The sequence below is a fragment of the Alcaligenes sp. 13f genome (assembly GCF_020496585.1).
Taxonomy (GTDB): domain Bacteria; phylum Pseudomonadota; class Gammaproteobacteria; order Burkholderiales; family Burkholderiaceae_B; genus Alcaligenes; species Alcaligenes phenolicus.
The window spans coordinates 71,337-95,108 of the sequence record NZ_JAHKKC010000001.1; the positions used below are offsets into that span (position 1 = coordinate 71,337).

Annotated in this window: 21 protein-coding genes; 10 read left to right on the forward strand and 11 right to left on the reverse strand. The window is 56.8% G+C overall.

The window, feature by feature from the left end:
• Window positions 1-9: 9 nt before the first annotated feature.
• From KOE80_RS00315 to lldP, 10 genes are all read right to left on the reverse strand, one after another.
• Window positions 10-1,014: a siderophore ABC transporter substrate-binding protein gene (locus KOE80_RS00315; protein WP_083054236.1), complete on the reverse strand. Its 1,005-nt coding sequence runs from the start codon at window positions 1,012-1,014 to the stop codon at window positions 10-12.
• Window positions 1,011-1,787 (reverse strand): ABC transporter ATP-binding protein, encoded by a 777-nt coding sequence (locus KOE80_RS00320; RefSeq protein WP_226348061.1) that lies wholly within the window; start codon window positions 1,785-1,787, stop codon window positions 1,011-1,013. The genes KOE80_RS00315 and KOE80_RS00320 overlap by 4 nt, the downstream gene beginning before the upstream one ends.
• Window positions 1,784-2,725, reverse strand: a complete 942-nt coding sequence (locus tag KOE80_RS00325) for an iron chelate uptake ABC transporter family permease subunit (RefSeq protein WP_226348062.1) — start codon at window positions 2,723-2,725, stop codon at window positions 1,784-1,786. Before KOE80_RS00325 ends, KOE80_RS00320 begins: the two co-directional genes overlap by 4 nt.
• Complete coding sequence (locus tag KOE80_RS00330) at window positions 2,722-3,666, reverse strand: ABC transporter permease (protein WP_226348063.1); 945 nt, start codon at window positions 3,664-3,666, stop codon at window positions 2,722-2,724. Before KOE80_RS00330 ends, KOE80_RS00325 begins: the two co-directional genes overlap by 4 nt.
• The gene (locus KOE80_RS00335; protein WP_226348064.1) at window positions 3,666-5,432 is read right to left on the reverse strand and encodes an ABC transporter ATP-binding protein; all 1,767 of its coding nucleotides are present in this window, start codon (window positions 5,430-5,432) and stop codon (window positions 3,666-3,668) included. The genes KOE80_RS00330 and KOE80_RS00335 overlap by 1 nt, the downstream gene beginning before the upstream one ends.
• On the reverse strand, window positions 5,426-7,213 hold the full coding sequence (locus KOE80_RS00340) for an ABC transporter ATP-binding protein (protein ID WP_226348065.1): 1,788 nt from the start codon (window positions 7,211-7,213) through the stop codon (window positions 5,426-5,428). Before KOE80_RS00340 ends, KOE80_RS00335 begins: the two co-directional genes overlap by 7 nt.
• A 296-nt stretch (window positions 7,214-7,509) precedes the next feature.
• Window positions 7,510-9,231: a D-lactate dehydrogenase gene (gene dld, locus KOE80_RS00345; RefSeq protein WP_060186218.1), complete on the reverse strand. Its 1,722-nt coding sequence runs from the start codon at window positions 9,229-9,231 to the stop codon at window positions 7,510-7,512.
• A 2-nt stretch (window positions 9,232-9,233) separates the two neighbouring features.
• Window positions 9,234-10,373: an FMN-dependent L-lactate dehydrogenase LldD gene (lldD, locus tag KOE80_RS00350; RefSeq protein WP_026484948.1), complete on the reverse strand. Its 1,140-nt coding sequence runs from the start codon at window positions 10,371-10,373 to the stop codon at window positions 9,234-9,236.
• A complete protein-coding gene (gene lldR / locus KOE80_RS00355) occupies window positions 10,370-11,149 on the reverse strand; it encodes a transcriptional regulator LldR (protein ID WP_009462556.1) in 780 nt (259 codons plus the stop codon). Before lldR ends, lldD begins: the two co-directional genes overlap by 4 nt.
• A gap of 78 nt (window positions 11,150-11,227) precedes the next feature.
• Complete coding sequence (lldP, locus tag KOE80_RS00360; RefSeq protein ID WP_035271369.1) at window positions 11,228-12,895, reverse strand: L-lactate permease; 1,668 nt, start codon at window positions 12,893-12,895, stop codon at window positions 11,228-11,230.
• A gap of 507 nt (window positions 12,896-13,402) precedes the next feature.
• Between lldP and KOE80_RS00365 the strand changes: the two genes are divergently transcribed.
• The 3 genes from KOE80_RS00365 to KOE80_RS00375 all read left to right on the forward strand — a co-directional run bounded on the left by KOE80_RS00365 (window position 13,403) and on the right by KOE80_RS00375 (window position 15,867).
• Window positions 13,403-14,416 (forward strand): TetR/AcrR family transcriptional regulator, encoded by a 1,014-nt coding sequence (locus KOE80_RS00365; RefSeq protein WP_226348066.1) that lies wholly within the window; start codon window positions 13,403-13,405, stop codon window positions 14,414-14,416.
• 204 nt (window positions 14,417-14,620) lie between these two features.
• Complete coding sequence (locus KOE80_RS00370; protein ID WP_035271368.1) at window positions 14,621-15,049, forward strand: hypothetical protein; 429 nt, start codon at window positions 14,621-14,623, stop codon at window positions 15,047-15,049.
• A gap of 113 nt (window positions 15,050-15,162) precedes the next feature.
• The gene (locus KOE80_RS00375) at window positions 15,163-15,867 is read left to right on the forward strand and encodes a GntR family transcriptional regulator (RefSeq protein WP_226348067.1); all 705 of its coding nucleotides are present in this window, start codon (window positions 15,163-15,165) and stop codon (window positions 15,865-15,867) included.
• Window positions 15,868-15,910: 43 nt separating this feature from the next.
• Here the strand turns inward: KOE80_RS00375 and KOE80_RS00380 are convergent, their stop codons facing one another.
• Window positions 15,911-16,372 (reverse strand): Lrp/AsnC family transcriptional regulator, encoded by a 462-nt coding sequence (locus KOE80_RS00380; RefSeq protein ID WP_021447021.1) that lies wholly within the window; start codon window positions 16,370-16,372, stop codon window positions 15,911-15,913.
• 143 nt (window positions 16,373-16,515) lie between these two features.
• On the opposite strand from KOE80_RS00380, the gene kynU reads away from it, so the two are divergent.
• From kynU to KOE80_RS00415, 7 genes are all read left to right on the forward strand, one after another.
• Window positions 16,516-17,766 (forward strand): kynureninase, encoded by a 1,251-nt coding sequence (kynU, locus tag KOE80_RS00385; protein WP_226348181.1) that lies wholly within the window; start codon window positions 16,516-16,518, stop codon window positions 17,764-17,766.
• Between the two features lie 37 nt (window positions 17,767-17,803).
• Window positions 17,804-19,177 (forward strand): amino acid permease, encoded by a 1,374-nt coding sequence (locus KOE80_RS00390; protein ID WP_026484954.1) that lies wholly within the window; start codon window positions 17,804-17,806, stop codon window positions 19,175-19,177.
• Between the two features lie 359 nt (window positions 19,178-19,536).
• Entirely contained in the window at window positions 19,537-19,998 is a 462-nt protein-coding gene (locus KOE80_RS00395; RefSeq protein WP_226348068.1) for a hypothetical protein, read from the forward strand.
• 30 nt (window positions 19,999-20,028) lie between these two features.
• The gene (locus KOE80_RS00400; protein ID WP_226348069.1) at window positions 20,029-20,481 is read left to right on the forward strand and encodes a hypothetical protein; all 453 of its coding nucleotides are present in this window, start codon (window positions 20,029-20,031) and stop codon (window positions 20,479-20,481) included.
• 199 nt (window positions 20,482-20,680) lie between these two features.
• On the forward strand, window positions 20,681-21,229 hold the full coding sequence (locus KOE80_RS00405) for a TetR/AcrR family transcriptional regulator (RefSeq protein WP_035271362.1): 549 nt from the start codon (window positions 20,681-20,683) through the stop codon (window positions 21,227-21,229).
• A gap of 88 nt (window positions 21,230-21,317) precedes the next feature.
• Window positions 21,318-21,869: a peroxiredoxin gene (locus KOE80_RS00410; RefSeq protein ID WP_083054219.1), complete on the forward strand. Its 552-nt coding sequence runs from the start codon at window positions 21,318-21,320 to the stop codon at window positions 21,867-21,869.
• 91 nt (window positions 21,870-21,960) lie between these two features.
• Entirely contained in the window at window positions 21,961-23,700 is a 1,740-nt protein-coding gene (locus tag KOE80_RS00415; protein WP_226348070.1) for an amidohydrolase, read from the forward strand.
• The last annotated feature ends 72 nt before the right edge of the window (window positions 23,701-23,772 follow it).

Consider the following 23,772-nt stretch of genomic DNA (forward strand, 5'->3'; position numbering starts at 1 on the left):
ACCGTTAGATCATGGTTGTTGGTAGGCTTTGATCACGTCATCAATAATCAATTTCAGCGAGGTGACACTGGCGGCAGTTACGTACCAGGCTTCGGCATTGGCAAATACCACACGGCCGTTTTGCCAGGCTTTGGTTTCACGCAGCAGCGGGTTGCTCAGGCTGTCGGCGTTCAGGGCAGGGCGACGTTCCATTACGGCGGTACGGTCGATGATGTAAATGATGTCCGGATTGGCTTGCTGGATGAACTCGCTGGAAACAGGCTGTCCGTGCAGGCCGGTTTCTACCGTCGGGCTGGCAGGCTGTACGCCCAGCGCATTGAATACAAAACCGTAGCGGGACTGCACCCCGAAGGAGCTGAACGAGCCGTTGTTATGCAGAACAATCAGGGCTTTTTCAGGACGATCCTGGGTGATTTCTTTGGCCTGGGCGACTTTGGCATCCAGCTCGGCCACTTTTTGTTGGGCCAACTCTTCTTTCTTGAAAATCGAGCCCAGAGTCAGCAGGTGATTCTTGATGACTTCAATGTGGTTGACCTGACTATCGCGGTAATCCACGTCAAAGTGAATGGTGGGGGCGATCTGGCTCAGTTCCTTGTAGTGATTGGCTTGCAAGGAGGTGATCAGAATCAGGTCCGGTTTGGCGGCGTACACCTGTTCCACATTGGGTTGCACAATTGCGCCGGTGTCCTGGATTTCAGGGGCATTTTTATACTTGTGCAGGAATGCCGGGATGAAGTCTTTGGGCATGCCCACCACCGGGACACCCAAGGCATCCAGAAAATCCACTTCGTTCATGTCCAGCGCCACGACGCGTTGTGGCAGTTTTTCGATGCGTGTCGAGCCCAGCTTGTGTTCAACCACAATCGGTTCATAGCGGGCACTGGCCTGCGGGCTGACGGCGGCTTGCGGTGCCGGGGTTTCCGCCGCTGCCTGGGTCTTTTTCTCGCAGCCTTGCAAGGCAAAGCTGGCGGCCACAAACAGGGCTATCAGCCCGTATCTGTGTTTGGCGATCATGCTAGTTCTCCTGATGGGGTGAAGTAATTGCACAGGCGGCCACGCTCGCTGTGCGTAATCTCGAAATCCAGGCCATAAAGTTCGGTCAGCCGTGCTTGCGTGATGACCTCTGACACCGGTCCTGCGCAGTACAGCGCACCGTTTTTCATGGCCACAATGTGATCGGAATAGTTGGCGGCAAAGTTGATGTCATGCACCACCAGAATCACGGTACGGCCGTACTCGTCACAGAGCCGTCGCAAGGCGCGCATGATCTGAACGGCGTGCTTGATGTCCAGATTGTTCAGCGGCTCATCCAGCAGCAAATAGTCGGTTTGCTGGGCAATGATCATGGCCAGAAAAGCCATCTGTCGCTGGCCACCGCTCAGCTCGTCCAGATAGGACTGGCGCAAGGGTTCCAGCGATAGAAACTGAATAGCGTCGGAGATGGCTTGTTGATCTTCATCCGTCAGCACGCCCCGGCTATAAGGGAAGCGGCCAAAGGCGACCAGTTCTTCCACGGTCAGGCGCAAATTGAAATCAGGAGATTGGCGCAAGGTGGCCACCCGGCGCGCATAGTCGGCAATACGTATATCCGCAATGTTGCGGCCGTCTAGCTGGATCTGGCCTTCGTCGGCCTCCAGCAAACGGGCAATGCTCATCAACAAGGTGGTTTTACCGGCACCATTGGGGCCGATCAGGGAGCTGAGCTGTCCGGCGGGGAACTGTGTGCTGACCTTGGAAAGCACGGTCTTCTTCTTGTAGTGTTTGGAGAGCTGATTGATCGTAATCATGCAGTGCCTCGGGTACGAACCATCAGTCCCAGAAAGTACGCGCCACACACCAGGTTGACGAGTATCCCGACGGTCGTGCGGTAATTGAAAATGTGTTCCACTGCTATCTGTGCCAGCAAAAACATGACGATGGCGATGGCGCAGCCTAGCGGCAGCGTGATTCGGTGTCGGAAGCTGCGGGCCAGCGCATAGCTGGTGTTGGCTACAAAAATCCCCATGAAGGCAGTGGGCCCGAGCAGGCTGGTCGAAATAGCCACCAGGGCAGCAATCAGTGCCAGCTGGATGCGCACGGTACGGCGATAGTCGACACCTAAAGAAATGGCTTGCTCACGGCCCAAAGACAGCACGTCCAGCATGGGCAAGCTGCGCAGGCTGCCCAGGCAAATGCCCCCCACCAGAAGGGCGGAAACCAGCAGTTGCAAAGGCTCGGCCCGGTTAAAGGACGCCTGGCTAAAACCCAGCAAAATGGAGAACTCGCCGGGGCTGATCTTTAGCTGCACAAACTGGGTGAAGGTGCTGATGATCATGGTCAGTACCAGCCCCATCAGCAGCAGGAAATACACATTGTTCTTGCCCTGGCGAAACAGCCAGTGATGGATTGCCAGCGAGTAGGCCAGCATCAGCAGAATGGACAGCACCACATTGCCATTGGCGCCCAGCATCACCAGACTTTGTGTGCCCAGCAGCAAAATCAGCAGGGACTGGAGCAGCAGGTAAACCGCTTCATAGCCCATGATGGCGGGTGTCAGAATCCGGTTGCCGGTAATGGTCTGAAAAATAATCGAGGACCAGGCAATGCAGATGCCGCCAATCACCATAGCCGCCAAGCGGTTCAGTCGTTTGGGGATGATGTAGTCGAAGTTCAGGCCGGAGCGATAGAACACAAAGCTCAGTGCCAGCACCAGCAACAGGATCCAGACCAGATGTTGCCGTTTCATCGGTTCCTCCAGAAGATCAGGAACAGAAACAGCAGGCCACCCACGCCGCCTGAGGTCAGGCCAATAGGGACTTCAAAAGGGTAGATGATGAGGCGGCCCAGAATGTCGCAAGCCAGCAGCAGGCTGGCACCACCCAGCGCCACAATGGGCAAGGTGCGAGCCAGATTGTCGCCATAGCGCAGCGCCACCAGATTGGGGATGACCAGACCAATAAAGGGGATGGCTCCCACGGTAATGACCGTGGCCGAGACGGTAACTGCGACCAGTATCAAACCCAGGGCCACGGTGGCGGAATAGTTCAGGCCCAGGCTGGTGGCCATGCCTTCGCCCATGCCCAGCACAGTGAAGCGATGCGCATACAGATAGGTGAGCAACACAATGGGCAGGATCAGATAAATGATTTCGTAATTGCCCTGCACGACCTTGGAAAAGTCGCCCAGCATCCAGCCCTGCATGCTTTGCAAAATCTGGTGCTGGTAGGCATAGAACTCGGCAATGGCGCTAAGCACACCCCCATACATCAAGCCAATCACCGGTACCAGCACGGCGTTCTTGAAGCGGATGCGGCGTACCACAGCGATGAAGATCAGGCTGGAGGCAAAGCAGAACAAGAGGGCAAACAGCAGCTTGCCCAATGTGCCGCTGGTGGGGGCCAGAGTCAGGGCGATCAGAATGCCCAGCTTGGCGGCATCCAGCCCGCCCGAGGTGGCCGGTTCCACAAACTTATTGCGCACAATGTGCTGCAAGATCACCCCGCAGACAGACAGGCCTATGCCACTCAAGACCAGTGCCGCCAGACGGGGCAGGCGGCTGGCGCTCAGTGTCAGCCAGGCATCGCCTGAAAAACTCCATAATTGTGCCCAGCTGATTTGCCGTGCGCCTATCAACAAGGACAGGCTGCACAGCATCAGAAACACCAGCACAAAAGATCTAGCTCGCATCACACACCGTTATTCTGGGCTGTGGTGGCAATACGCCATCCTTTGGCGGCATGACGCTGGTTCAGAAAGTGGGCGTAACGGCCTTGGGTTTCGCGCAGTTGGGCTGGTGGACCTTGCTCGATAATCTGGCCGTTTTCCAGCACCACGATCTGATCGGCCATAGCGACGGTAGAGAGCTGGTGGGCAATCACGATCAGGGTGCGCTTGCCACGCAGACGGGCCAAGGCCTGGGCAATGGCTGCCTGGTTTTCGGCATCCAGTGCGGCAGTGGCTTCGTCCACCAGCAAAATGGGGGCGTTCTTGATCAGAGCGCGCGCAATGGCGATGCGTTGACGCTCGCCCCCGGACAGGCGGGCCCCGCCTTCGCCCACCGTTGTGTTCAGACCTTCTGGCAAGCGCGCGATGATTTCGCTGACACCGGCTTGTTCTACCGCTTCCATCAGTTCGGCCTCGGTTGCATCCGGTTTTCCCAGGCGTATGTTCTCGGCAATGCTGCCTGCGAACAGATAGTCGTCCTGAAAAATCTGGCTGATTTGCGTGGCCAGTACGGGGCTGCCGATCTGGCGTACATCCACGCCTCCAATGGAGACACTGCCCTGGCTGACATCAAAGAAGCGGGCAATCAGACGAGCCAGTGTGGTTTTGCCTGAGCCGGATTCCCCGATCAAGGCCACCATGCTGCCAGGTGCAATGTTCAGGCTGACGCCATTCAGTACATCGGGCTTGTCGGCGGCATAGCGGAAATGCACATTGTTCAGCACGATCGAGCCGTCGCTTGGGGTTTGGGGCGAAGCGGGTTCGGGCAGGGGCTGAACGGCAAACAGTTCTTGAATCGCATCAAGTTGGCCGCGTGCACCGCGCAGCACTTCACCGTAGCTGGCCACTTCCAGCAAGGAGTCGATATAGCGTGCGCTCAGCAGCAAGGACACGATGACGGCGATGACTTCTGCACTGCTCAGGCCCAGACCCGTATGGCTGTTTAGCCAAAGCGTGGCGGCAATCAGCAAGGCCGCAAAGGCTGCTTGTACGGCCCAGGCATTGAGTACCGCCGAGGCCGTGGATTGCCAGATCAGTTTCTTGCCCGCCTGGTGCTGGCGTTCAATCGCTTCTTCCAGCAGACGGGTGCCACCGCCTTCGCCATTGAAGGCACGCAGCACGGATTGGGCTTGGGCAAACTCCACCACGCGCTGGCTGGCATGGGCGAAGTGGGCCTGGAAGGCATCATCAGCCTTGCGTCCCAAATGGGCGGTCAGTGCCAGAACACCCGCCAGCAAAGGCAACGCGATCAGGGCAATCAAACCCAGCGGCCAATGCAGAATGAACAGCGCCACGACCAGCACAAGCGGCGTCACAACTCCGGCGATCAGCGGGGTGAAGACGTGTGCAGGTAATTGGGCCACCGACATCATGCCTTGAGTGACGATGTGCCCCAGCCGTGCGGTGTTTTGAGCGGAGAACCAGCCTACGGGCAGTTGGGCGATATGTTCGCCCAGACGATGCCGGCCACCTTGCAGGATGGCGGCCCCAACATTTACACCCGCTTGCTCCACATGGCGGCGCCAAGCCCAGCAGACAGCCACGCCAAGCAGCAGGACCAGCAACCAGCCGCCTGCTTGTTTGGGTTCGCCATTGAGCAGATGAGTGAAAACGGGGACCAAGGTAGTCATGGTCAGGCCGCACAGCAGGCCGTATAAAACAGCCATCCAGCCATAGCGGCGGAAAATGGGGGCATCCGTACCCAGCAACTGAATCAGGGTCTTTAGCATGATGTGTCCTTGGAACGGTTGTCGTAGCCACCCAGGGTCCAGAGCCGTGCGTAACGGCCTTGTTCAGCCAGCAGGCTGGTGTGACTGCCTTGCTCCACAATCGCGCCGTCTTCCAGCACCAGAATGCGATCCGCGTGCATGATGGTGTCCAGGCGGTGAGCAATGACCAGCAAGGTGCGGCCTTGGGCAAAGCGTGACAGAGCATCTTGAATAGCCACTTCATTGCTGGCATCGGCAGCGGCGGTGGCTTCGTCCAGCACCAGAATGGGTGGGTCCAGCAGGACAGCGCGCGCAATGCTGACGCGCTGACGCTCGCCGCCCGAGAGTTGGGCGTCTTCACCCACGACAGAGTCGTAGCCACGAGGCAGGGTCAAGATACGGTCGTGAATATTGGCGGCGCGAGCGGCATCTTCAATCTCTTGCTGACTGGCCGAGGGGCGGCCCAGCGCAATGTTCTCGCGCACGCTGGCATTGATCAGGCGCACCTCTTGCAGCACAAAGCCAATGCGGCGGTAAAGTTCGGTGGATTCAATCTGGCGTAGATCGGCTCCGCCCAGGGTGATGCGGCCCTCGCTGGGGTCAAAAAAGCGCAGTAGCAGGCGGGCGATGGTGGATTTTCCAGAGCCGGAAGAGCCCACAATCGCGGTGACTGTGCCCGGTTCCAGGGTGAAGCTGATATTGCTGAGTGCCTGATGGCCTTCGCCGTAGGCATAGCTGACGTTTTCGACTCGCACTTCGTGATTTGCCGGGACTTGTTGCTGATCAGTGCTCAGCGGTTCCAGTACGGGTGTTTTCATCAAAGCTTGTACGCGCTGTGCCGCACCCGTTGCGCCACCCAGATCGTGCAGCAGGGTATGCAACAAGAGCAGGGGGGCGCAAATGCCGGGAGCCACCAGGGCGAAGGGCAGAATGTCTACCGGGGCAATCCAGTTCAAATAGCTGAAGAGGGCACCGAAGATCAGCACGACACCTAGAACCGTGACTGGAGCGATCATGGCATGGGCGTGAGCCATGCGGGCCACCAAAGGGCGGGCAAAGTTCAGAAAGGCGTTGGCAAAGCCATCCACGGCCTTGCTATAGCCGCCATGTGCCTGCCCATTGGAACCAAAGGCCTTGACCACGGGAATGCCGCTGACAAATTCCACGGTGGCACTGTTCAAGCGGCCCAGCTTTTCGGCAAAGCCCTGCATGTTCGCGCTGCTGGCTTTCATGGCGTGGCGCAAAAACAGGAAGAAACCGGGGAAGGGCAGTAGAGCCACGATGGCCATACGCCAGTCCATGACGAACAGGTACAGCACCGAGATCGCAATGGCACCGACGGCGCGGCCGACCGAGGTGTAAAAGTGTGCGGTCAGGCTGTGCAGGGTGGCGATGTCATCCTGCATGGCTTGTTTCACTTCGCCTGAAGCCTGGCCGGTAAACCAGCCTAGTGGCACCTTGGCTAACCTCTGGGCGGCGTTCAGACGCAGACCGCGTGTCAGCTGATTGTCGGCCAGGTGGGCCAGCAGCTCGCCTGCCGAGATCAGGGCCAGGCCTGCAAACATGCTGATGATGCTCAATAGCACCGTCCAGCCTATATCGCCTTGCAGCTCGCCAGACAGGGTATTGCCCAAAGTCAGCTTGGCGATATGGGCGATTCCGGCCAAAGGCACCAGGGTCAACATTGAACCCAAGGCCGCCAGAACGGCGGCAACAATCAGACGTGAGCGTATAGAGCTGAGGATCTGGCTGATGGGGCCAGGCTCTTTACGCACGTCCGTAGCAGTTTCACGAGTGGTCATGAGCGGTGGTAAGTATCTAAAAAGCCGGAGAATTCGGCTCTTCAATATAAGGTATTGAGAATCATTATCGATAATGTAATCTAAATTTTGAATTAGTGGAACCTATTAAACTAAATAGGAAAGGCGGCAGAATATTTTTGTGTTCTGTTTGTCACAATGCACAAAAAAAACAGGCCCACCAAGTCGAGCTTGGGGGCCTGCTGGTTTGCATGAAGGACGGTTTATTGAAGGGGCGGACCGCGCTGCAAGCAAGGGAATGGCTTGCAGCCCGTGAGTGCCTTCAAGAAAAAGGGGGGCTAGTCGTGTTTGCCGCCGCAGCACACACTCCACCATTTGCGGCGCGAGGTGTGGCCGATGCCAGGGTTGAAGGTGTTGGTCGGGTCCAGCTCGCGGTAGAAGCCGGCCAGGGCAGGTTTGGCGATATACAGGTGGCCAACATTATGCTCGGCCGGGTATTCGGCACGGCGTTCATCCAGCAACTTCCACATGCGGTGTTCCATATCCAGAGGAACCACGCCTTTTTTGACGATGTAGTCCTGGTGGAATACGTGGCACAGGAAGTGGCCGTAATAGAGCTTGTGGACGATGTCTTTTTCCATATCGTCCGGCAGTTGCTCCACCCATTCCTTGTCATTACGGCGCAAGGCAATGTCCAGCGCCACAATATCTTCCACGCTGTCGGGGTGCGCCTCGCGGTAGCGGATGGCAGCACCGGCAATGGCAAAACGGTGCAGAAAGGCTTTGCGACCTTCTTCGGCATCGCACTCGAAATAGGCACCTTGCTGACTGCCTTCAAATTGCTGGCTCAGAAATTCGCGCGTGGCCTGCGCGGTGTCGTTGGAGACGCGCAGCAACAGGTGATGCTCGAAACGGTCGCGCCATTCACGCATGCGCGGCGGCAGGTGGCTGGGCAGGCGGTTCATGATGGCCTGGATTACGCGATCAGTGACGCCGCGCCAGCCAAAGCGCTCAAAAAAGCCATCCACACGGCTTTTCATGGCAAAGGCGGATGGTACTTTGGCGGTACCAAAACGGTCGATCAGCAAGAAGGTGTCTTTGCCGTATTGCTCGCCAATATCGTAGGCGGTGCGATGGATGTACTCGCCCGCAATGGGCAGGCGGGGCAGTTCCGTCAGCAGGTGACGGCGCACGGCCGTGAGCTCGTTCGGGTCATTGGTGCCGATGTAGAAAACGGTACTGGCTTCTTTGGGAAAGGTATCCAGACGCACGGCAAAAATGCACAGCTTGCCGGCCGAGCCGGAGGCTTCGTACAGGCGTGAAGGGTCGGCATTGAAACGGGCCGGGGTCTGGGCATCCACATCGCGCACATCGTCGGCGTAGCGTGGGTCGCTGGCCTTGCGTTCCGGGTCGTTGATGATATCCGCAACACTGTATTTGCCTTGCTCCAGGCGGCTCAGAATTTCTTCCGGGGTATCCCCCAGATTGATGCCCAAATGATTGACCAGCTGCAGGGTGCCATCGTCCAGCACTTGCGCGTACAGCGTCAATTCCGTGTAGGCCGGGCCGCGTCGTACCAGCGCACCGCCGGAGTTATTGCAAACACCGCCCAGCACAGAGGCGCCGATACACGAGGAGCCAATCACCGAGTGGGGTTCACGCTCCAGCGGGGCCAGGGTCTGTTCCAGACGGTCCAGCGTGGCACCGGGCAGGCAGACAACTTGCTGGCCATCGTTGATGACTTGTATGCCTTGCAGACGCATGGTGTTCATCAGCACGATGTCACGGTCGTAGTCGTCTCCGTCGGGGGTGGAGCCGCCTGTCAGGCCGGTGTTGGCCGCCTGCATGATCACGATGCAATCGGCAGCGACAGCGGCTTGCAGGCTGCGCCATTGTTCCAGCAGCGTTCCGGGCCGCACAACGGCCAATACCTTGCCTTCACCCGTGCGATGGCCCTTGCGGTAACGACGCGTACTGCGGTCGTCCGTCAGGACGTGAGGGTTGCCGACAATAGAGCGCAGTTGCTGCAACAAATCCGCAGCGCTGGTGGAAACTGACATGGTCAAGACTCCTGTACAAGCAGGTCAGAGGTGATCTGGGAAATGCTGCTGACACTGGTCAGTGTCATGGCGACCCGAATTTCTTTTTCAATCAGGCCCAGCAGGTGGTCCACGCCGGATTGCCCGGCGGCGGCCAAGGCATAGATGTAGGCGCGGCCCAGCATGGCAGCGTCGGCACCCAGGGCAATCATGCGCACCACGTCCAGGCCACTGCGGATACCCGAATCTGCCAGAATCTTGATCTGGCCTTTGACGGCATCGGCAATGGCAGGCAGTGCGCGTGCCGAGGACAAGACGCCGTCAAGCTGACGGCCGCCGTGATTCGAGACGATGATGCCATCGGCACCAAAGCGCACGGCATCGCGGGCGTCATCGGGGTCCAGAATGCCTTTGATCAGCATGGGGCCTTTCCAGAATTCGCGTATCCACTCCAGATCTTTCCAGGAAATCGAGGGGTCAAAGTTCGCGCCCAGATAACCCATATAGTCTTCCAGACCCGTAGGCTTGCCCAGGTAGCGCGAGATATTGCCCAGATCGTGCGGGCGACCCAGCAGACCGACATCCCAGGCCCAGCGCGGGTGCATGACAGCCTGTGCATAGCGACGCAGAGCGGCATTCGGGCCGCTCATGCCCGAATGCGCATCGCGGTAACGGGCGCCAGGTACGGGCATGTCTACGGTAAAGACCAGGGTGCTGCAGCCTGCAGCTTGCGCGCGTTCCAGTGCATTGCGCATGAAGCCGCGGTCCTTCAGCACATACAGCTGAAACCACATGGGCCGCTTCAGGCGCGGGGCAACTTCCTCGATCGGGCAGACTGACACGCTCGACATGGTGAAGGGAATGCCATGTGCATCGGCTGCCTGGGCAGCCTGGACTTCACCTCGACGCGCGTACATGCCTGTCAGACCTACCGGGGACAGGGCCACCGGAATGGACAGTTTTTCACCAAACAGCTCAATGCTGGTATCGAGCTGGCTCATGTCCTTCAGGACACGCTGGCGCAGGGCGACATTGGCCAGATCGTCCACATTGCGGCGCAGCGTGTGCTCGGCGTAGGCACCGCCGTCAATGTAGTGGAACAGGAAAGGAGGCAGTCGTTTTTGGGCGGCACGCCGGTAGTCGGTCGAGGAGGAAATAATCATGGCAGAGTCGGGTCGGATAAGACGGAAGGAGGGGTTTGCAGGCGCGCGGCACGTTCGCGGCGTGCAAGGTCTTCGTCAGCCTGAAGAAGGGTGTTGCGTACGTAGCCCAGGTGTTCGTTCACAACGTGGCGTGCTTGAGCGGGATCGCCATCAACAATGGCTTTGACCAGGGCTTCGTGTTGCGCCGTCAGATTGACAATGGTCTCGGGGGAGTCATGCACGAACATGATGATGTCCCGGTTTTGCGTCACGCTGCTGAGCACCAGATCAAACAGGCCCCGCATGACCTGAACCAGCACCAGATTGTGCGAGGCTTCGGCCACGGCCAGGTGAAACTGGGCATCGGCGCGGGCGGACTGCACGGTATCGCCGCTTTGCTGGTAGCGAATCATTTGCTCGAAGCATTGCAGGATCTTGTCCTTGTCTTCGGGCGAGGCACGCAGGGCGGCGTGCCAGGTGGTACTGCTCTCCAGAGCAATGCGCGCTTCCAGCACGTCGTAACGGTACTGGGGATCGGACAGCATCAGGGCGGCCAGCGGGTCTACCGAGCGCTGGGTCCATTGGGGCGTTTGGGAGGCCAGGTAAGTGCCTGAACCTACCTGACTGCGCAAAATGCCCTGGCTGTTCAGTTGCTGAATAGCCTCGCGCAGCGATGCACGCGACACATTCAATTGAGCTGCCAACGTACGCTCGGCAGGCAGTCTTTGCCCGGCCTTGAAATCGCTGGATTGAATCAGCGCCAGCAATTGTTGGGCAACGTGATCAGAGAGGCGCATAGTTCTTGAGATACCGGAAAAATAAATCTGCAAGGCACGCGTATACGCGCCTTGCAGATGAAGGATGAGGGCGGGCCCTTAGGGAATCATCCAAGGTAACACATAGGCTTGCAGGGTAGTCAGCAGGCCAATCAGAACCGCAAAGATCAAGCTGTGTTTCACGGTAAAGCGGAACAGATCGGATTCTTTACCGGCCAGACCCACTGCCGCGCAGGCAATGGCGATAGACTGGGGCGAGATCATCTTGCCGGTCACACCACCTGTGGTGTTGGCGGCCACCATCAGCACTTCAGGCAGACCCAGCTGCTGTGCCGTGGTTGCCTGCAAGGCACCAAACAAGGCGTTGGCTGACGTGTCGGAACCAGTCAGGAACACACCGATCCAGCCCAGGAATGGCGAAAAGAAGGTGAAGGCTTTGCCGGTGTGAGCCAGGGCCAGCGCCAAAGTTGCGGACAGGCCGGAGTAGTTGGCGATAAAGGCAAAGGCCAGCACCATGCCAATCGAGTAGATCGGTACAGCCAGTTCCTTGAAGGTTTCGCCCAAGGTTTCCACCGCTTTTGCGGGTTTCATGCGCAAAAAGAGGATAGTCAGCAAGGCGGCAATCAGAATGGCGGTGCCGGTGGCAGAGAGCCAGTTAAAGGAGTAGACCGCGCCATACGGAGTGGCCGAGGCCACGACGGGTGGAGCCTTGTCGACCAGATTGTGCAGGAAGGGCACAGGAATGTTCACGATGGTCGACGCCAGCGGACCATTGGCAGCAAACAAGGCTTTGAAGGGCTGCACACTCCAGATCGTGACCATGGCAGTCAGGATGATGAAGGGCGACCAGGCTTTGATGATGCGGCCAGTGCTCAGCACGGTAGGGGCCTGATCGGCCAGATTGTCCTGAGCAGGCGAGCCTTCTTGTGTTTCAAAACGGAAGATGCGCTTGGGTTGCCACACTTTCAGGAACAGGGTCAGTACAACCAGGGAAACCAGAGCCGAGGTAATGTCCGGCAGCTCGGGGCCAATGTAGTTGGCGGTCAGGAACTGCACCAGCGCGAAGGAGCCGCCACCGACCAGCACGGCAGGCCAGGTTTCCTTGATACCGCGCCAGCCGTCCATGATGGCCATCAGCCAGAACAGCACGATCACCGTCATGAAAGGCAGTTGGCGACCAGCCATCTGGCCGATTTCAAAAGGATCAATACCCGATACCTGACCGGCCACGATGATAGGAATACCCATGGCACCGAACGCCACCGGGGCGGTATTGGCAATCAGGCACAGACCGGCCGCGTACAAGGGGCGGAAACCCAGGCCAGCCAGCAAGGCGGCAGTAATGGCAACGGGCGCACCAAAACCGGCTGCCCCTTCCAGGAAGGCGCCAAAGCAAAAGCCCACCAGAATCAGCTGCAGGCGCTGGTCAGGCGTGACGGACAGGATGGAGGCGCGAATGATGTCGAACTGACCGGTCTTGACCGAAATCTTGTACAGAAAAACGGCGGCCACAATGATCCAGGCGATCGGCCACAGCCCATAGAAAAAGCCATACACCACCGAGGCCAGCGCAGTGGAAACCGGCATGCGATAGAAAAACAGGGCAACGCCCAGGGCCAGCAAGACGGTAATCGTCCCTGCCAGATACCCCTTCATGCGCAACTTGGTCAGGGCCAGGAAAAAAAAGATGATCGGAATAAGGGCGATCAGTGCCGACAGCCAGATATTGCCGGTGGGATCGTATTGCTGCAGCCACGCTTGTTGCATGTTGTTCTATCTCCGCAGGAGCAAATGGGAGGCGCTTGTATCGCAAGCGAGCCTGAAGGTCGTTAAATTGGTCTGACCATTTCTTGAGATCGTCAAGAACAGAGCGCATTGTATAGAAAGGATTATTTTATTGAATCTAAGTGTTTACCCTAACAATTCAAGAATAAACAATTTTTTATTCAATTAATTGGTCTGACCAATTTAGGTGAAAAACCAGAAATGAGAGGTGGAACGGGCAGGGGCTGTCACACGGTTTTCAGGCGTGAAAAGTCTTTGTGCCTGACTATTTTTGCCAGGATAGGGCGGGAGGAATCGGGTTACGCTGTTGCTCGTTCAGGTCGATGTCTTGCGACTTCATCAGCAGGAACACTCGCTTTGCAAAAAATGATATTGAGAATCATTATCGTGGATGTAAACTAGGCTTCTAATTAGTAGAGTTTCATAAATTAAATAAGAGGCAGTGGCAGGTACTACCGCGCTGCTGTCATCAAAAGGGTCAACATAGATATGCCAACCCCTCAGGCGCCCGCGCCACGCGGACGTCCTCCCACCATCACCCGAGCACGGATTGCCGACGCTGGCATTCAGATTGGCCTGCCCAACATCACCTTTGTGGGGGTAGCGGCCGCTTTGGGTGTCAGCCAGATGGCGCTGTACAAGCATGTGGGTAATCTGGAAGGGCTTAAACAACTGGTGGCCGAAGAAATTTTCAGCCGCTGGCAAGTACCTCGGGCCACGATTCCGGTTCAAGGCAGCCTGGAAGACTATCTGCAGCTGTTCAGTGCGGCGACACAGGCTTTTGTGAAAGCCAATCCGGGCATCACGCCCTATGTGATACGCAGGCTGGTGGCGACTCCTTCCATGCTGGACAAGATCCGGGAGCATCAAGAGCACATTGCTCAGGCTTATGGCGTGTCCTTTGAGCGCTCGCGTTACTTGATGGGAACGGTGGCCTTTCATTGCCTGGCGGTTGCCGATACGGTCTATGCCGTGGCTGGCCGGGAGCCACGTGCAGCCGTGGAACGGGTCGTGGAGGAGGTCGAGATGGAGGGCATATTGCAATTGGGCATGACAGCCCTGATTCAAGGAGCTTTAGCAATGAGTGAGCAAGACATTTCTCCTGACTTTTCCACCCAGTTTCTGGATACATCCGCTTTGCCGATAGCAAGGGTGCGCGAGTTTCCCTTGACCCTGGAGCTGGCCACGCAATGGCTGGACGATATGGAAACCCTGATCAAGGCCGAAAAAGAGTTCGTTCTGGTCTACGAAAGCCTGCCCGATCCTTCCACTCCCGGCGACCCGGAAGGGCGCAAGAAAGCGGTGTTGTGGTTAAAGGCACATCGTGAAGGCTTCGGTCGTTATTGCCGCGGGATTGTGATGATGTGCGATGACCCTGCCAATCTGCCTGCCCTGCAGGAGATGGTGGGGCCTTTGGAAAAGGTCTATCGCGTACCCGGGGGTGTGGCCTCCAGCCCCGACGAGCTGCGCGCTTTCATCCAGCAGTGGGTGACAGCAAGTTAGGACATAACAGACAGTAGTCCATCGCCTGATAGCGCTTTGCTTCAGGTTTCAAAGCCGCTGCGTCTCCGGGTTGAGAGGCAGCGGCTTTGTTATGGACAATCTTTCGCTGAACTGTACGTGTTTTCCCGTCTAGTCTCGGTTTTCCTTTGGCATGACAATAAAAACATTGTCATAACAATAAGCATTCGTCACAGGAGCAAGTACGTGAAAGATCCACATTGTCATTCCAGTAGCATCCTGGTGGAGCGCCCGGCTAAGGTCGCTTTTGAAATCATGTCCGATGGCATCTTGCAAGGTCAGTGGGCCTGGGGCAGTGCGAATCGCAGCGAAGTGGAACCGGGCCTGTTCAAGGGGACCTCGGTCTTTAGCGGCCAGGAAACCTATGTGCGCCTGAATGTGGATGCAGACCGCTTTCAGGTGGATTACGAGGTGGGCGCCAGCAAGGAGGCGATGCAGTTTCGTAATATGTCGCGTGTTATCCCAGGCGAGGTGCTCAAGCTGGGCGCAGACAAATGTGTAGTGAGCTTGCTGACCTGGCGTTTGGCTACACAAAGCGATGCGGCATGGGAGCAGATTTCCTGTGTCCATGAGGCCGAGATGTTTCTGATCAAAGGCCTGCTGGAACGCGAATAAGAAGATGGCTTACTGGCAGGGGAACCAACGATTTTCTGTTGATACCGCAGGTGGAACACAGCACGTAGGGAGAGCCAGCAGCAGAGCGTCATCAACAGGGATGAGATAAAAAAGTGAGTACAAAACCACTGTATGAGCAGCTTGCCGACAAGCTGACCCGCTATATCCAGGACGGTCGCTTGAAGCCCGGCGACCGTTTGCCTACGGAGGCCGAGCTAGGGGGGATGTTCGGCGTCAGCCGCATCACCGTGCGTCAGGGTCTGGCGATCTTGACGCGCAATGGCTTGATCGAGCGTTTTCCCAGCCGAGGCTCCTTTGTGCTGGAACGCAAGAACACCGGCTCCTGGGAGCTGAGCTCCATCAATGATCTGGTGCAGTTGGGCAAAGACACCACCACCCAGATTGCCAACTGGGGGCTGGTCGCTCCGCCAGCAGACATTGCTGAGTTTTTCGCTTCCGATGAGCCGGTTTATAAGCTGCAAGCGGTGCGCTACAGGTCAGCGGTGCCTCTTTATTTTGCTGAGAACTACTTGCTACGCTCGATAGGAGAACGTATCGAGCAACAGGCTCTGGAAACACACACCATGGTAGAGATGCTGACTGGCGTGCTGAATGTGCCCATCAAGCATGCGCAAGAAGAGATCAGCATGGCCAATGCGTCGGCAGACATGGCCAAGCAGCTCTGGATCAAGGAGAACCAGGCCGTGATTGTGCAGCGTATTGATCTGTTCAATACCGATAACAAACCGGTGCAAAGCGGCAAGGGCTGGTGGCGCAGCGAGCATTTCAAGCGACGCTTCAAACTGAACTACGACTAAGCCCGCGGACTGGCACCTGGCCAGACCTTGCCGGTATGCCGGTTTACACAGGCAAGCGTTGCCCCTTGGCCTTGATGCAAGACAGCACGATCTGCGAATGGATCTTGGTGACGCCGCGCAGCGTGTTGAGCTTGTGAATGACAAAATTGGAAAAAGTCTCGAAGTTGCGCGTGCGTATGTGCAGCATGTAGTTCGCCTGCCCGGTCACGATGTAGGCATGGAGCACTTCATCCATGGTAGCCAGTGCTTTGCTCAGGTACTGATGCTCGCTCTCGTTGAGCTGCCCGATATTCACTTCCACAAAGGCTTCAATGGCAAAGCCCAGTTTGCCTGCGCTCAAGTTGGCGCTGTAGTTTTCGATGAAGCCTTCCTGCTCCAGAATCTTTACGCGCCGGTGGCAGGAGGAGGGCGAAAGGGCTACCAGGTCAGCTAGTTCCTGGTTGCTGAGCCTGCCGTTGTCCTGTAAAAGACGCAGGATTTTCAGGTCTGTCTCATCTAGTCTCATATTTTAGAATTTTCTATGAAAAAGGTTTTTAAAAACCGAATTTTCTTCCAGCATTAATCATAATCTTCATCGCTTTGGAATAATTTACCAGAGGCTCGGTGCTAGACTAAATAGCTTAAAAAGCAGAATCGAGGAGCATGAATATGATTACCTTGCAGCAATGCGAGCAGTGGGATCAGGCCGATGAACTGGCTGCCTTCAAAGCCAAGTTCGACCTGCCACCCAACACGATTTATCTGGACGGGAATTCGCTGGGCGCCATGCCCCGACACGCCATGGAGCGCGCCCAGGAAGTTATTGCTCAGGAATGGCGTACCGACCTGATCAATAGCTGGAACAAGGCAGGCTGGTGGACCTTGCCCGTGCGTCTGGGCGACCAGATGTCGCCCCTGATCGGTGCCGGTCAAGGTGAAACCATCGTCAGCGACAGCACCTCGGTCAATCTGTTCAAGGTGCTGGCTGCCGCCGTCAATTTGCAAAAAGAGCGCCATCCGGAAAAGAAAGTGATCCTGGCCGAGCGTGATTCCTTCCCTACGGATCTTTACATCATTGAAGGGTTTAACGCCTTCTTTGGCAAAGACTATAGGCTTGAATTGATTGATGACCCGGCAGACCTGCAAACAGCCGTCAATGATGAAACCGCTGTGGTGGTGCTGTCCCATGTGAATTACCGCACGGGTTACTTGCACGATATGCAGGAGACTAACCGCCTGGTGCATGAACACAATGGCCTGTTGATCTGGGATTTGTGCCACTCCGTGGGTGCCTTGCCTATCGAGCTGAAAGACAGCGAGTCCGACTTTGCCATTGGCTGCACCTACAAGTACCTGAACGCCGGTCCGGGTGCTCCGGCCCTGCTGTGGGTGAACCCCAAGTTGATGGGTCAGATCAGCCAGCCCTTGTCCGGCTGGTGGGGCCACAAGCACCCTTTTGCCATGAGCCCGTCATATGAAGCCGCCAACGGTATCGAGCGTTTCTTGTGCGGTACTCAGCCCATTGTTTCCTTGAGCCTGGTGGCTTGTGGTGTGGACGTGTTCCTGCAAACCGACCTGCAGGCGGTGCGCCGTAAATCCCTGGCGCTGACGGACTTGTTCATCGCTTTGGTGGAACAGGAATGTGCGGAATTTGGCCTGCGTCTGGTGACTCCACGCGATCACCACTACCGTGGCAGCCATGTCAGTTTTGCCCATGAGCAAGGCTATGCCGTGGTGCAGGCCCTGATCGCCCGTGGTGTGATTGGGGACTACCGCGAGCCTGAAGTGATGCGCTTTGGCGTTACGCCCTTGTATCTGTCTTTTGTGGATATTTGGCAGGCTGTGCAGCATATCAAGGCGGTACTGACCGATAAGGAATGGGACAAGCCCGCCTATAAAACACGCTCCAAGGTGACCTGATCAGGCTGATATAAAAAATAAGCATAAAGGAGGAGACATGAGCCGATTTGAGCAAATTCAATCGCGCGAAGCCGGGCTGCATAAAAAACTGAGCGCCCGCCAAATGAGCATGATTGCGATCGGGGGCGCCATCGGTACCGGCTTGTTCCTGGGCAGCAAATTTGCCATTGGCTTTGCTGGTCCCGGCGTTGTACTGAGTTATGTGATTGGCGGCTTCATTGCTCTGGTCCTGATGGGCTGCCTGGCCGAGATGACGGTGGAACACCCCACATCGGGCTCTTTTGGAGCCTATGCGGAGTTCTATATTCATCCGCTGGCCGGGTTCCTGGTGCGCTACAGCTATTGGGCCTGCATTGTTCTGGCCGTGGGCACCGAGGTGACGGCGGTGGCGGACTATATGAAGTTCTGGTTCCCGGACGTCTCACCCTGGATCTGGATCGCCTTTTTCTCGGCCGTGCTGATTGCCGTCAATGCCTATAGCGTCAAGGCTTTTGGCTCGGTGGAGTATTGGTTTGCCCTGATCAAGGTGTTTGCCATTATTGCGTTCATCGTGCTGGCCATTGGCATGTTGACGGGCTATTACAAGCCCGCACAGGTACAGGAAAACCTGTTTGGCCAGGGTGGCTTCATGCCCAATGGCTGGTATGGGGTGTGGGTAGGGGTGATCATTTCCATCTTCAGCTATCTGAGTATCGAGATGATTGCCGTGGCGGCGGGCGAGGCAGAAAACCCCGAGCAAGCCGTGCGCCAGGCCTTCAAGGCCACCATCTGGCGCTTGATCATTTTCTACCTGCTGTCCTTGTCGCTTATCGTGATGCTGGTGCCTTGGCAGGTGCTGGTAGCGGAAGGCACAACCAGTCCTTTCATTACAGTGATGCAGTCCGTCGGCATTCCCTATGCAGACAGCATCCTGAACTTCATTGTGATTATTGCGGCCTTGTCGGCCATGAACAGCATGCTCTATATCTCGACCCGCATGATGTTCAGCCTGTCGCGTGCCGGTGATGCGCCCGCTGCGCTGGGCAAGGTGGCGCGCAATGGTGTGCCCTTGAATGCCCTGGCTTTATCGGCCAGCGGTGTGGCCGTGGCCGCAGTGGTGTATGCCAACAATCCGGAAACCGCCTTTCCGGTGATGATTGCCCTGTCCATGTTTGGCGCCTTGTTCACATGGGGCATGATCTTCCTGACTCATTTGTTCTTCCGCCGCCGCGTGGCACAGGACGGTGTGCAGCTACGTTTTCGTATGCCGGCCTATCCCATCGGCACCTTGCTGGGCTTGATTGGCATTGTGGCGATTTTGGTGACTACCTGGTTCATCAATATCTTTCACTACACCTTGCTGTTTGGTGTGCCGTTCCTGCTTGCCTTGGTCGTGATTTACTTTGTACGAGGCGCTCGTAAGGCTGCCTGAGTGATCTGACTTTCTGGCTCTGTTTGAACAAGCCCCTGCCTTGGCAGGGGCTTTTTTTTGCAGCGTGCGTTTCAAGAAGCTCGTCCCGTCGGATAACAGCGGGAGCGTAGTGATGTTGAGGCGTGTGTGTCTGAGCAGGTAAGGATGTGGTGTGGGGCCGGTTTGATCTTTGTCAGCCTTGCGGTTTGTGGAGAATCGACTCAATAAAAATGTGTATTATTTGAGACTATTATGTATCATTTGGTATTGTGATTGCTCAAGAAGGCCACTGTCAGTCGTTCTGGGCCGCTGTTCTTTGTTGGGGGCGGCCAGTGCTGCGAGTGCTTGGGAGGAAAACTGTGAACCGTCATGGAAAGCGCATGACTCATCCACGTGAGTTGCGTCAATCGAATCGCAAAACCTTGCTGGGCCCTGGCGCGGATGCTGCTTTTAGCAGCTTGGCGGCGCCCGAGATTCGGCAGCGCGTGCTGCTGGCCCATTGGGTGGCCCATAGCCGGGACAAGACCCAGCAGTACTTGGGTTTCCCCTTGGGCCGCATCATGCTGCAGCGCTGGATGCACAGCAAAGTCGGCAGCCGTCGGATCGAGGCGTTTGGCCTGCCGCGTCACATCGTCCATGAAACCTTGGGGGAGCAGGCTTTAACCCTGCATGTGAACCCGCGAGAGCTGATCCGCATGGCCATTCAGGCGCCTCGCAAGGAGGAAAAACGGCCGTCCTCCCTGGCCTTTATCTGGGAGGGAAGCTGGGACCAGCGGCGTGAGGATTTGCGCGTCGGAACGCGTTACTCCCTGATCAGCGATCTGGATGAAAACCGGCATTAGCTGGAACAAACGGCGCGTTTCAAAAAGCTGATGAAGCGTATTGAACAGGGCAATCCTTGGGAGTCGTATCAGCAAGGTGTATTTCTGGATACGCCGGAAAAGATTATTGAGTACCTGCGCATTTACCTGGGTTTTCTGGACGATATGGCTCGTGATGGCTTTGATCCCAGGCGCGGCAAAGATGCCTTGGGTGTGGTTATCTCCCGTGATGGCCGTATTCTGAAAATTAATCGTGGTCTGCACCGATTGGCCATGGCCCAGAGGCTGGGCCTGCCTAGCGTACCCGTGCAGGTACGCCATGTGCATCGCTTCTGGTGGGATCGGGTCACTGCCGGGGCCACGGGCGAGCTGGCCTTGCACCGGATGCAGCAAGCCTTGCGCCGCTGCGTGCCGGAAACCCGGCCCGGCCCTTTGGATCTGGATCCGGATACCTTGCTGACAGATGCTTTCTGGCCGGCTCCGCGTGCCGGTCTGAGCGTTTAAAAAATCACCTGCATAGTCATTATTCCATGGGTGAAATACGGTTTCTCAATGAATGACGTTACACTAGCGCACGCTCCACCCAGGTAGCGTGCCTGTTCGTTTTCCTGATCTCCAGTGGTGCCAAACAAGAAGACCGATTCGCAGCGATCTGGCAATAGCCCGTGCCCGATCCAGTCCTGCATTACCTAGGGGAAGAATTATGACTGCAGCAAAGCCTCGGCCTCGCGAGGAATTGCTATTGCGCCTTGTAAGCGCTTTGGCTGACCAGCCGCGGGCGTCCATGGGGCAATTGGCCGGTCTGGTGGGCTTGAGTCGCGCAACCCTGTGCCGCTACTTCCCGTCTCGCGAAGCCATGATGATGGAGATCTTCCAGGAAGGGGTAAATAGTGCGGAGCAGGCTATTGAACGCGCCCGTCTGTGCGAGGGAAGGGCACAAGAAGCCATTCAACGACTAATCCAGGAACTGCTGCCTATTGTGGATCTGTACATGTACGTTGAGCTGCAGTTGCAGGTAGAGGAGTATTCCACGGCCCGCAGTGAAGCGGTACGAGAGGCGTTGATTGAGCAGTTTCAACAGTGGCAGGAAAGCGGGGACTTGCGGCGCGATCTGGCGGCCAGTTGGTTATGCGAGTCCTTGTTTGCCTTGCTGGGCAAGGCTGCCAGGCTGATTCGAGCTGGCCGTCTGGCCCGCCATGATGCACCCCATAATGTGTTTGTCCTGCTGTGGAGCGGCATCGTTCATCCCTGATCGGGACCGGAAAACCAGGCCTTGTGCTTTCATGTCTGTGCGGATTACGCTGCTTGTTGGTGCAGCGCACACATACGGAGGCAATGGCATGAAACAGGCAATAGCAGCTTTCTCTTTGGGTTTGTCCCTGCTGGCGGGGGCAGGTGGCGCACAGGCCGCTTTGGACGTGGGCACCCCCGCGCCGGACTTTACCGTGCAGGCCGCTCTGGCCGGTAAAACCTTTGAATTCAATTTGGATGAGGCCTTAAAAAAAGGGCCAGTCGTCCTGTATTTTTATCCGGCAGCATTCACCCAGGGTTGTACTGTCGAAGCGCATACTTTTGCGCAAGCCATTGACGAGTACAGCCACTTTGGCGCCACTGTAATTGGCTTGTCTTCGGACAATATCGATACCCTGAAGGATTTTTCCACCGGACCTTGCGGCAGCAAGTTCGCGGTGGGTGCGGACACCACAGGCCAGGTCATCAAGGCTTATGACGCGGGCCTGGGGACGCACACCGAGCGTGCTTCCCGCATTTCTTACGTCATTTCGCCTGAGCGAAAAATCATTTTTGAATATACGGCAATGGAGCCGGACGAACACGTGAACAAGACCCTGGGTGCCGTACGCGACTGGTCCGCACAACAGGGGGTCAAGTAAAAACCGGGATAGCAGCTTGTTGTTCCGCACAGCATGGCGAGGGGCACAGTAAACGAGTCGGCAACTTTTTTCTGAATAGAAAGGGGAGCATATGTCGTTCAAAAGCACACTGAAAGTGTTTGTGCTGGCTAGCAGCATGGTGATGGCTGGCTCTGCCTGGACGGCAGAAATAGCCGATCAGATCTGGATGGGAGGACCCGTGCTGACGATGAATGACAGCCAGCCTGCTGCCCAGGCGGTTGCGGTCAAGAATGGTCTGATTCTGGATGTGGGTACCCTGCAGGCGATGCAAGCCTACAAAGGTCAGGACACTACCGTGATCGATTTGCAGGGCAAGGCCTTGCTGCCGGGCTTTGTGGACGCACACAGCCACGCTTTCATGATCGGTCTGCAGGCCATGTCCGCCAATCTGCTATCGCCTCCGGATGGCGCGGTGACAGATATCCACAGTCTGCAAGAGACGCTCAGGCAATGGCTGGGTGAGCAAAGTAAAACCAGGGAGGTGGGTCTGATCCTGGGTTTTGGTTATGACGATGCCCAGCTGGCGGAACAGCGACATCCCAATCGACATGAGCTGGATGCGGTGTCCGAGTCAGTGCCGATTATCATCATTCATCAGTCTAGCCACATTGGAGTGCTCAACAGCAAGGCGTTGGAGATGGCGGGCATTTCCGCCCAGACCCCAGATCCTGCAGGCGGTGTCATTCGGCGGGAAGAGGGCGGGACTCAACCTGATGGGGTGCTGGAGGAGATGGCTTTTTTCTCCAGCTTGACCAGTCAGATGGGCAAACTTACGTCCGAACAGGTTCAGGCTCTGTTTGTTGCCGGCACCGATCTGCTAAAGCGTTATGGCTACACGACCGGGCAGGAGGGGCGCGCGACGTCCGATACGGTGCCTTTAATGCAGGCAGCAGCGACGGCGGGCAAGATCGATATTGATGTCGCCGTCTACGTTGATGTGCTGCAGGACCGGGACTTTATCGCGCGTCATGTCTCGCGGCATTACACCGACGGTTTCCGGGTGGCCGGTGCCAAGCTTACGATTGACGGCTCTCCTCAGGGGTTTACGGCCTATCGCGACCGCCCCTATTACAAGCCGCCAGCAGGTTACCGCGCCGATTACCGGGGTTATGCGGCGGTCACGTCAGATCAGGTGTTTGAGTCGGTGGACTGGGCCTTCAAGAACGATATACAGCTTCTGACTCACGCGAATGGTGAGGCCGCCTCAGACCTTTTGCTGGCTGCGATTAAAACAGCCCGTGACAAGTATGGCCCCCGGGATCGGCGAGCCGTATTGATTCATGGGCAGTTTTTGCGCCGGGACCAGGTGGCGACCATAGCGGAGCTGGATGTTTTTCCTTCCCTGTTCCCCATGCACACCTTTTATTGGGGGGATTGGCACCGTGACCGCACAGTGGGGCCGGTCAATGCCGACAATATTTCTCCCACTGGCTGGGTGCGTGAACACGGTTTGATGTTTTCCACCCACCACGACGCACCAGTTGCCTTTCCTGATTCCATGAGGGTGCTGTCGGCGACCGTGACTCGTCGCACTCGATCGGGCGATATTCTGGGGCCGGACCAGAGGGTGGATGTCATGACGGCCCTTAAGGCGATGACCATCTGGCCGGCTTTTCAGCATTTTGAGGAGAAGGAGAAAGGCTCGATTGAGCCGGGCAAGCTGGCGGACTTTGTCGTCCTGTCGCAAGACCCGACCTCGGTCGCCCCTGAGCAATTGACCAGCTTGCAAGTGGTTCAGACCATCAAGCGGGGCAAGCTGATTTATGAACAGGATGGGGCAGTGGAGACAAAGCAGCTTGTCCCTCACTAACACCAGACAGACCGTGCGAATGCTGTCTGAATTGAGCGCCCAAATGTTCATATGAACATTTGGGCGTCATAA

What these genes read in the sequence shown, in the direction of transcription:
- kynU (WP_226348181.1), top strand. Translation starts at nt 16,516, where the DNA reads ATGATTACCTTGCAGCAATGCGAGCAGTGGGATCAGGCCGATGAACTG.
- KOE80_RS00365 (WP_226348066.1), top strand. Translation starts at nt 13,403, where the DNA reads ATGCCAACCCCTCAGGCGCCCGCGCCACGCGGACGTCCTCCCACCATC.
- KOE80_RS00390 (WP_026484954.1), top strand. Translation starts at nt 17,804, where the DNA reads ATGAGCCGATTTGAGCAAATTCAATCGCGCGAAGCCGGGCTGCATAAA.
- KOE80_RS00380 (WP_021447021.1), bottom strand. Translation starts at nt 16,372, where the DNA reads ATGAGACTAGATGAGACAGACCTGAAAATCCTGCGTCTTTTACAGGAC.
- lldR (WP_009462556.1), bottom strand. Translation starts at nt 11,149, where the DNA reads ATGCGCCTCTCTGATCACGTTGCCCAACAATTGCTGGCGCTGATTCAA.
- KOE80_RS00330 (WP_226348063.1), bottom strand. Translation starts at nt 3,666, where the DNA reads ATGCGAGCTAGATCTTTTGTGCTGGTGTTTCTGATGCTGTGCAGCCTG.
- KOE80_RS00405 (WP_035271362.1), top strand. Translation starts at nt 20,681, where the DNA reads ATGACTGCAGCAAAGCCTCGGCCTCGCGAGGAATTGCTATTGCGCCTT.
- KOE80_RS00395 (WP_226348068.1), top strand. Translation starts at nt 19,537, where the DNA reads ATGACTCATCCACGTGAGTTGCGTCAATCGAATCGCAAAACCTTGCTG.
- KOE80_RS00320 (WP_226348061.1), bottom strand. Translation starts at nt 1,787, where the DNA reads ATGATTACGATCAATCAGCTCTCCAAACACTACAAGAAGAAGACCGTG.
- dld (WP_060186218.1), bottom strand. Translation starts at nt 9,231, where the DNA reads ATGTCAGTTTCCACCAGCGCTGCGGATTTGTTGCAGCAACTGCGCTCT.
- lldP (WP_035271369.1), bottom strand. Translation starts at nt 12,895, where the DNA reads ATGCAACAAGCGTGGCTGCAGCAATACGATCCCACCGGCAATATCTGG.
- KOE80_RS00340 (WP_226348065.1), bottom strand. Translation starts at nt 7,213, where the DNA reads ATGACCACTCGTGAAACTGCTACGGACGTGCGTAAAGAGCCTGGCCCC.
- KOE80_RS00400 (WP_226348069.1), top strand. Translation starts at nt 20,029, where the DNA reads ATGAAGCGTATTGAACAGGGCAATCCTTGGGAGTCGTATCAGCAAGGT.
- KOE80_RS00410 (WP_083054219.1), top strand. Translation starts at nt 21,318, where the DNA reads ATGAAACAGGCAATAGCAGCTTTCTCTTTGGGTTTGTCCCTGCTGGCG.
- KOE80_RS00315 (WP_083054236.1), bottom strand. Translation starts at nt 1,014, where the DNA reads ATGATCGCCAAACACAGATACGGGCTGATAGCCCTGTTTGTGGCCGCC.
- KOE80_RS00415 (WP_226348070.1), top strand. Translation starts at nt 21,961, where the DNA reads ATGTCGTTCAAAAGCACACTGAAAGTGTTTGTGCTGGCTAGCAGCATG.
- KOE80_RS00325 (WP_226348062.1), bottom strand. Translation starts at nt 2,725, where the DNA reads ATGAAACGGCAACATCTGGTCTGGATCCTGTTGCTGGTGCTGGCACTG.
- KOE80_RS00335 (WP_226348064.1), bottom strand. Translation starts at nt 5,432, where the DNA reads ATGCTAAAGACCCTGATTCAGTTGCTGGGTACGGATGCCCCCATTTTC.
- lldD (WP_026484948.1), bottom strand. Translation starts at nt 10,373, where the DNA reads ATGATTATTTCCTCCTCGACCGACTACCGGCGTGCCGCCCAAAAACGA.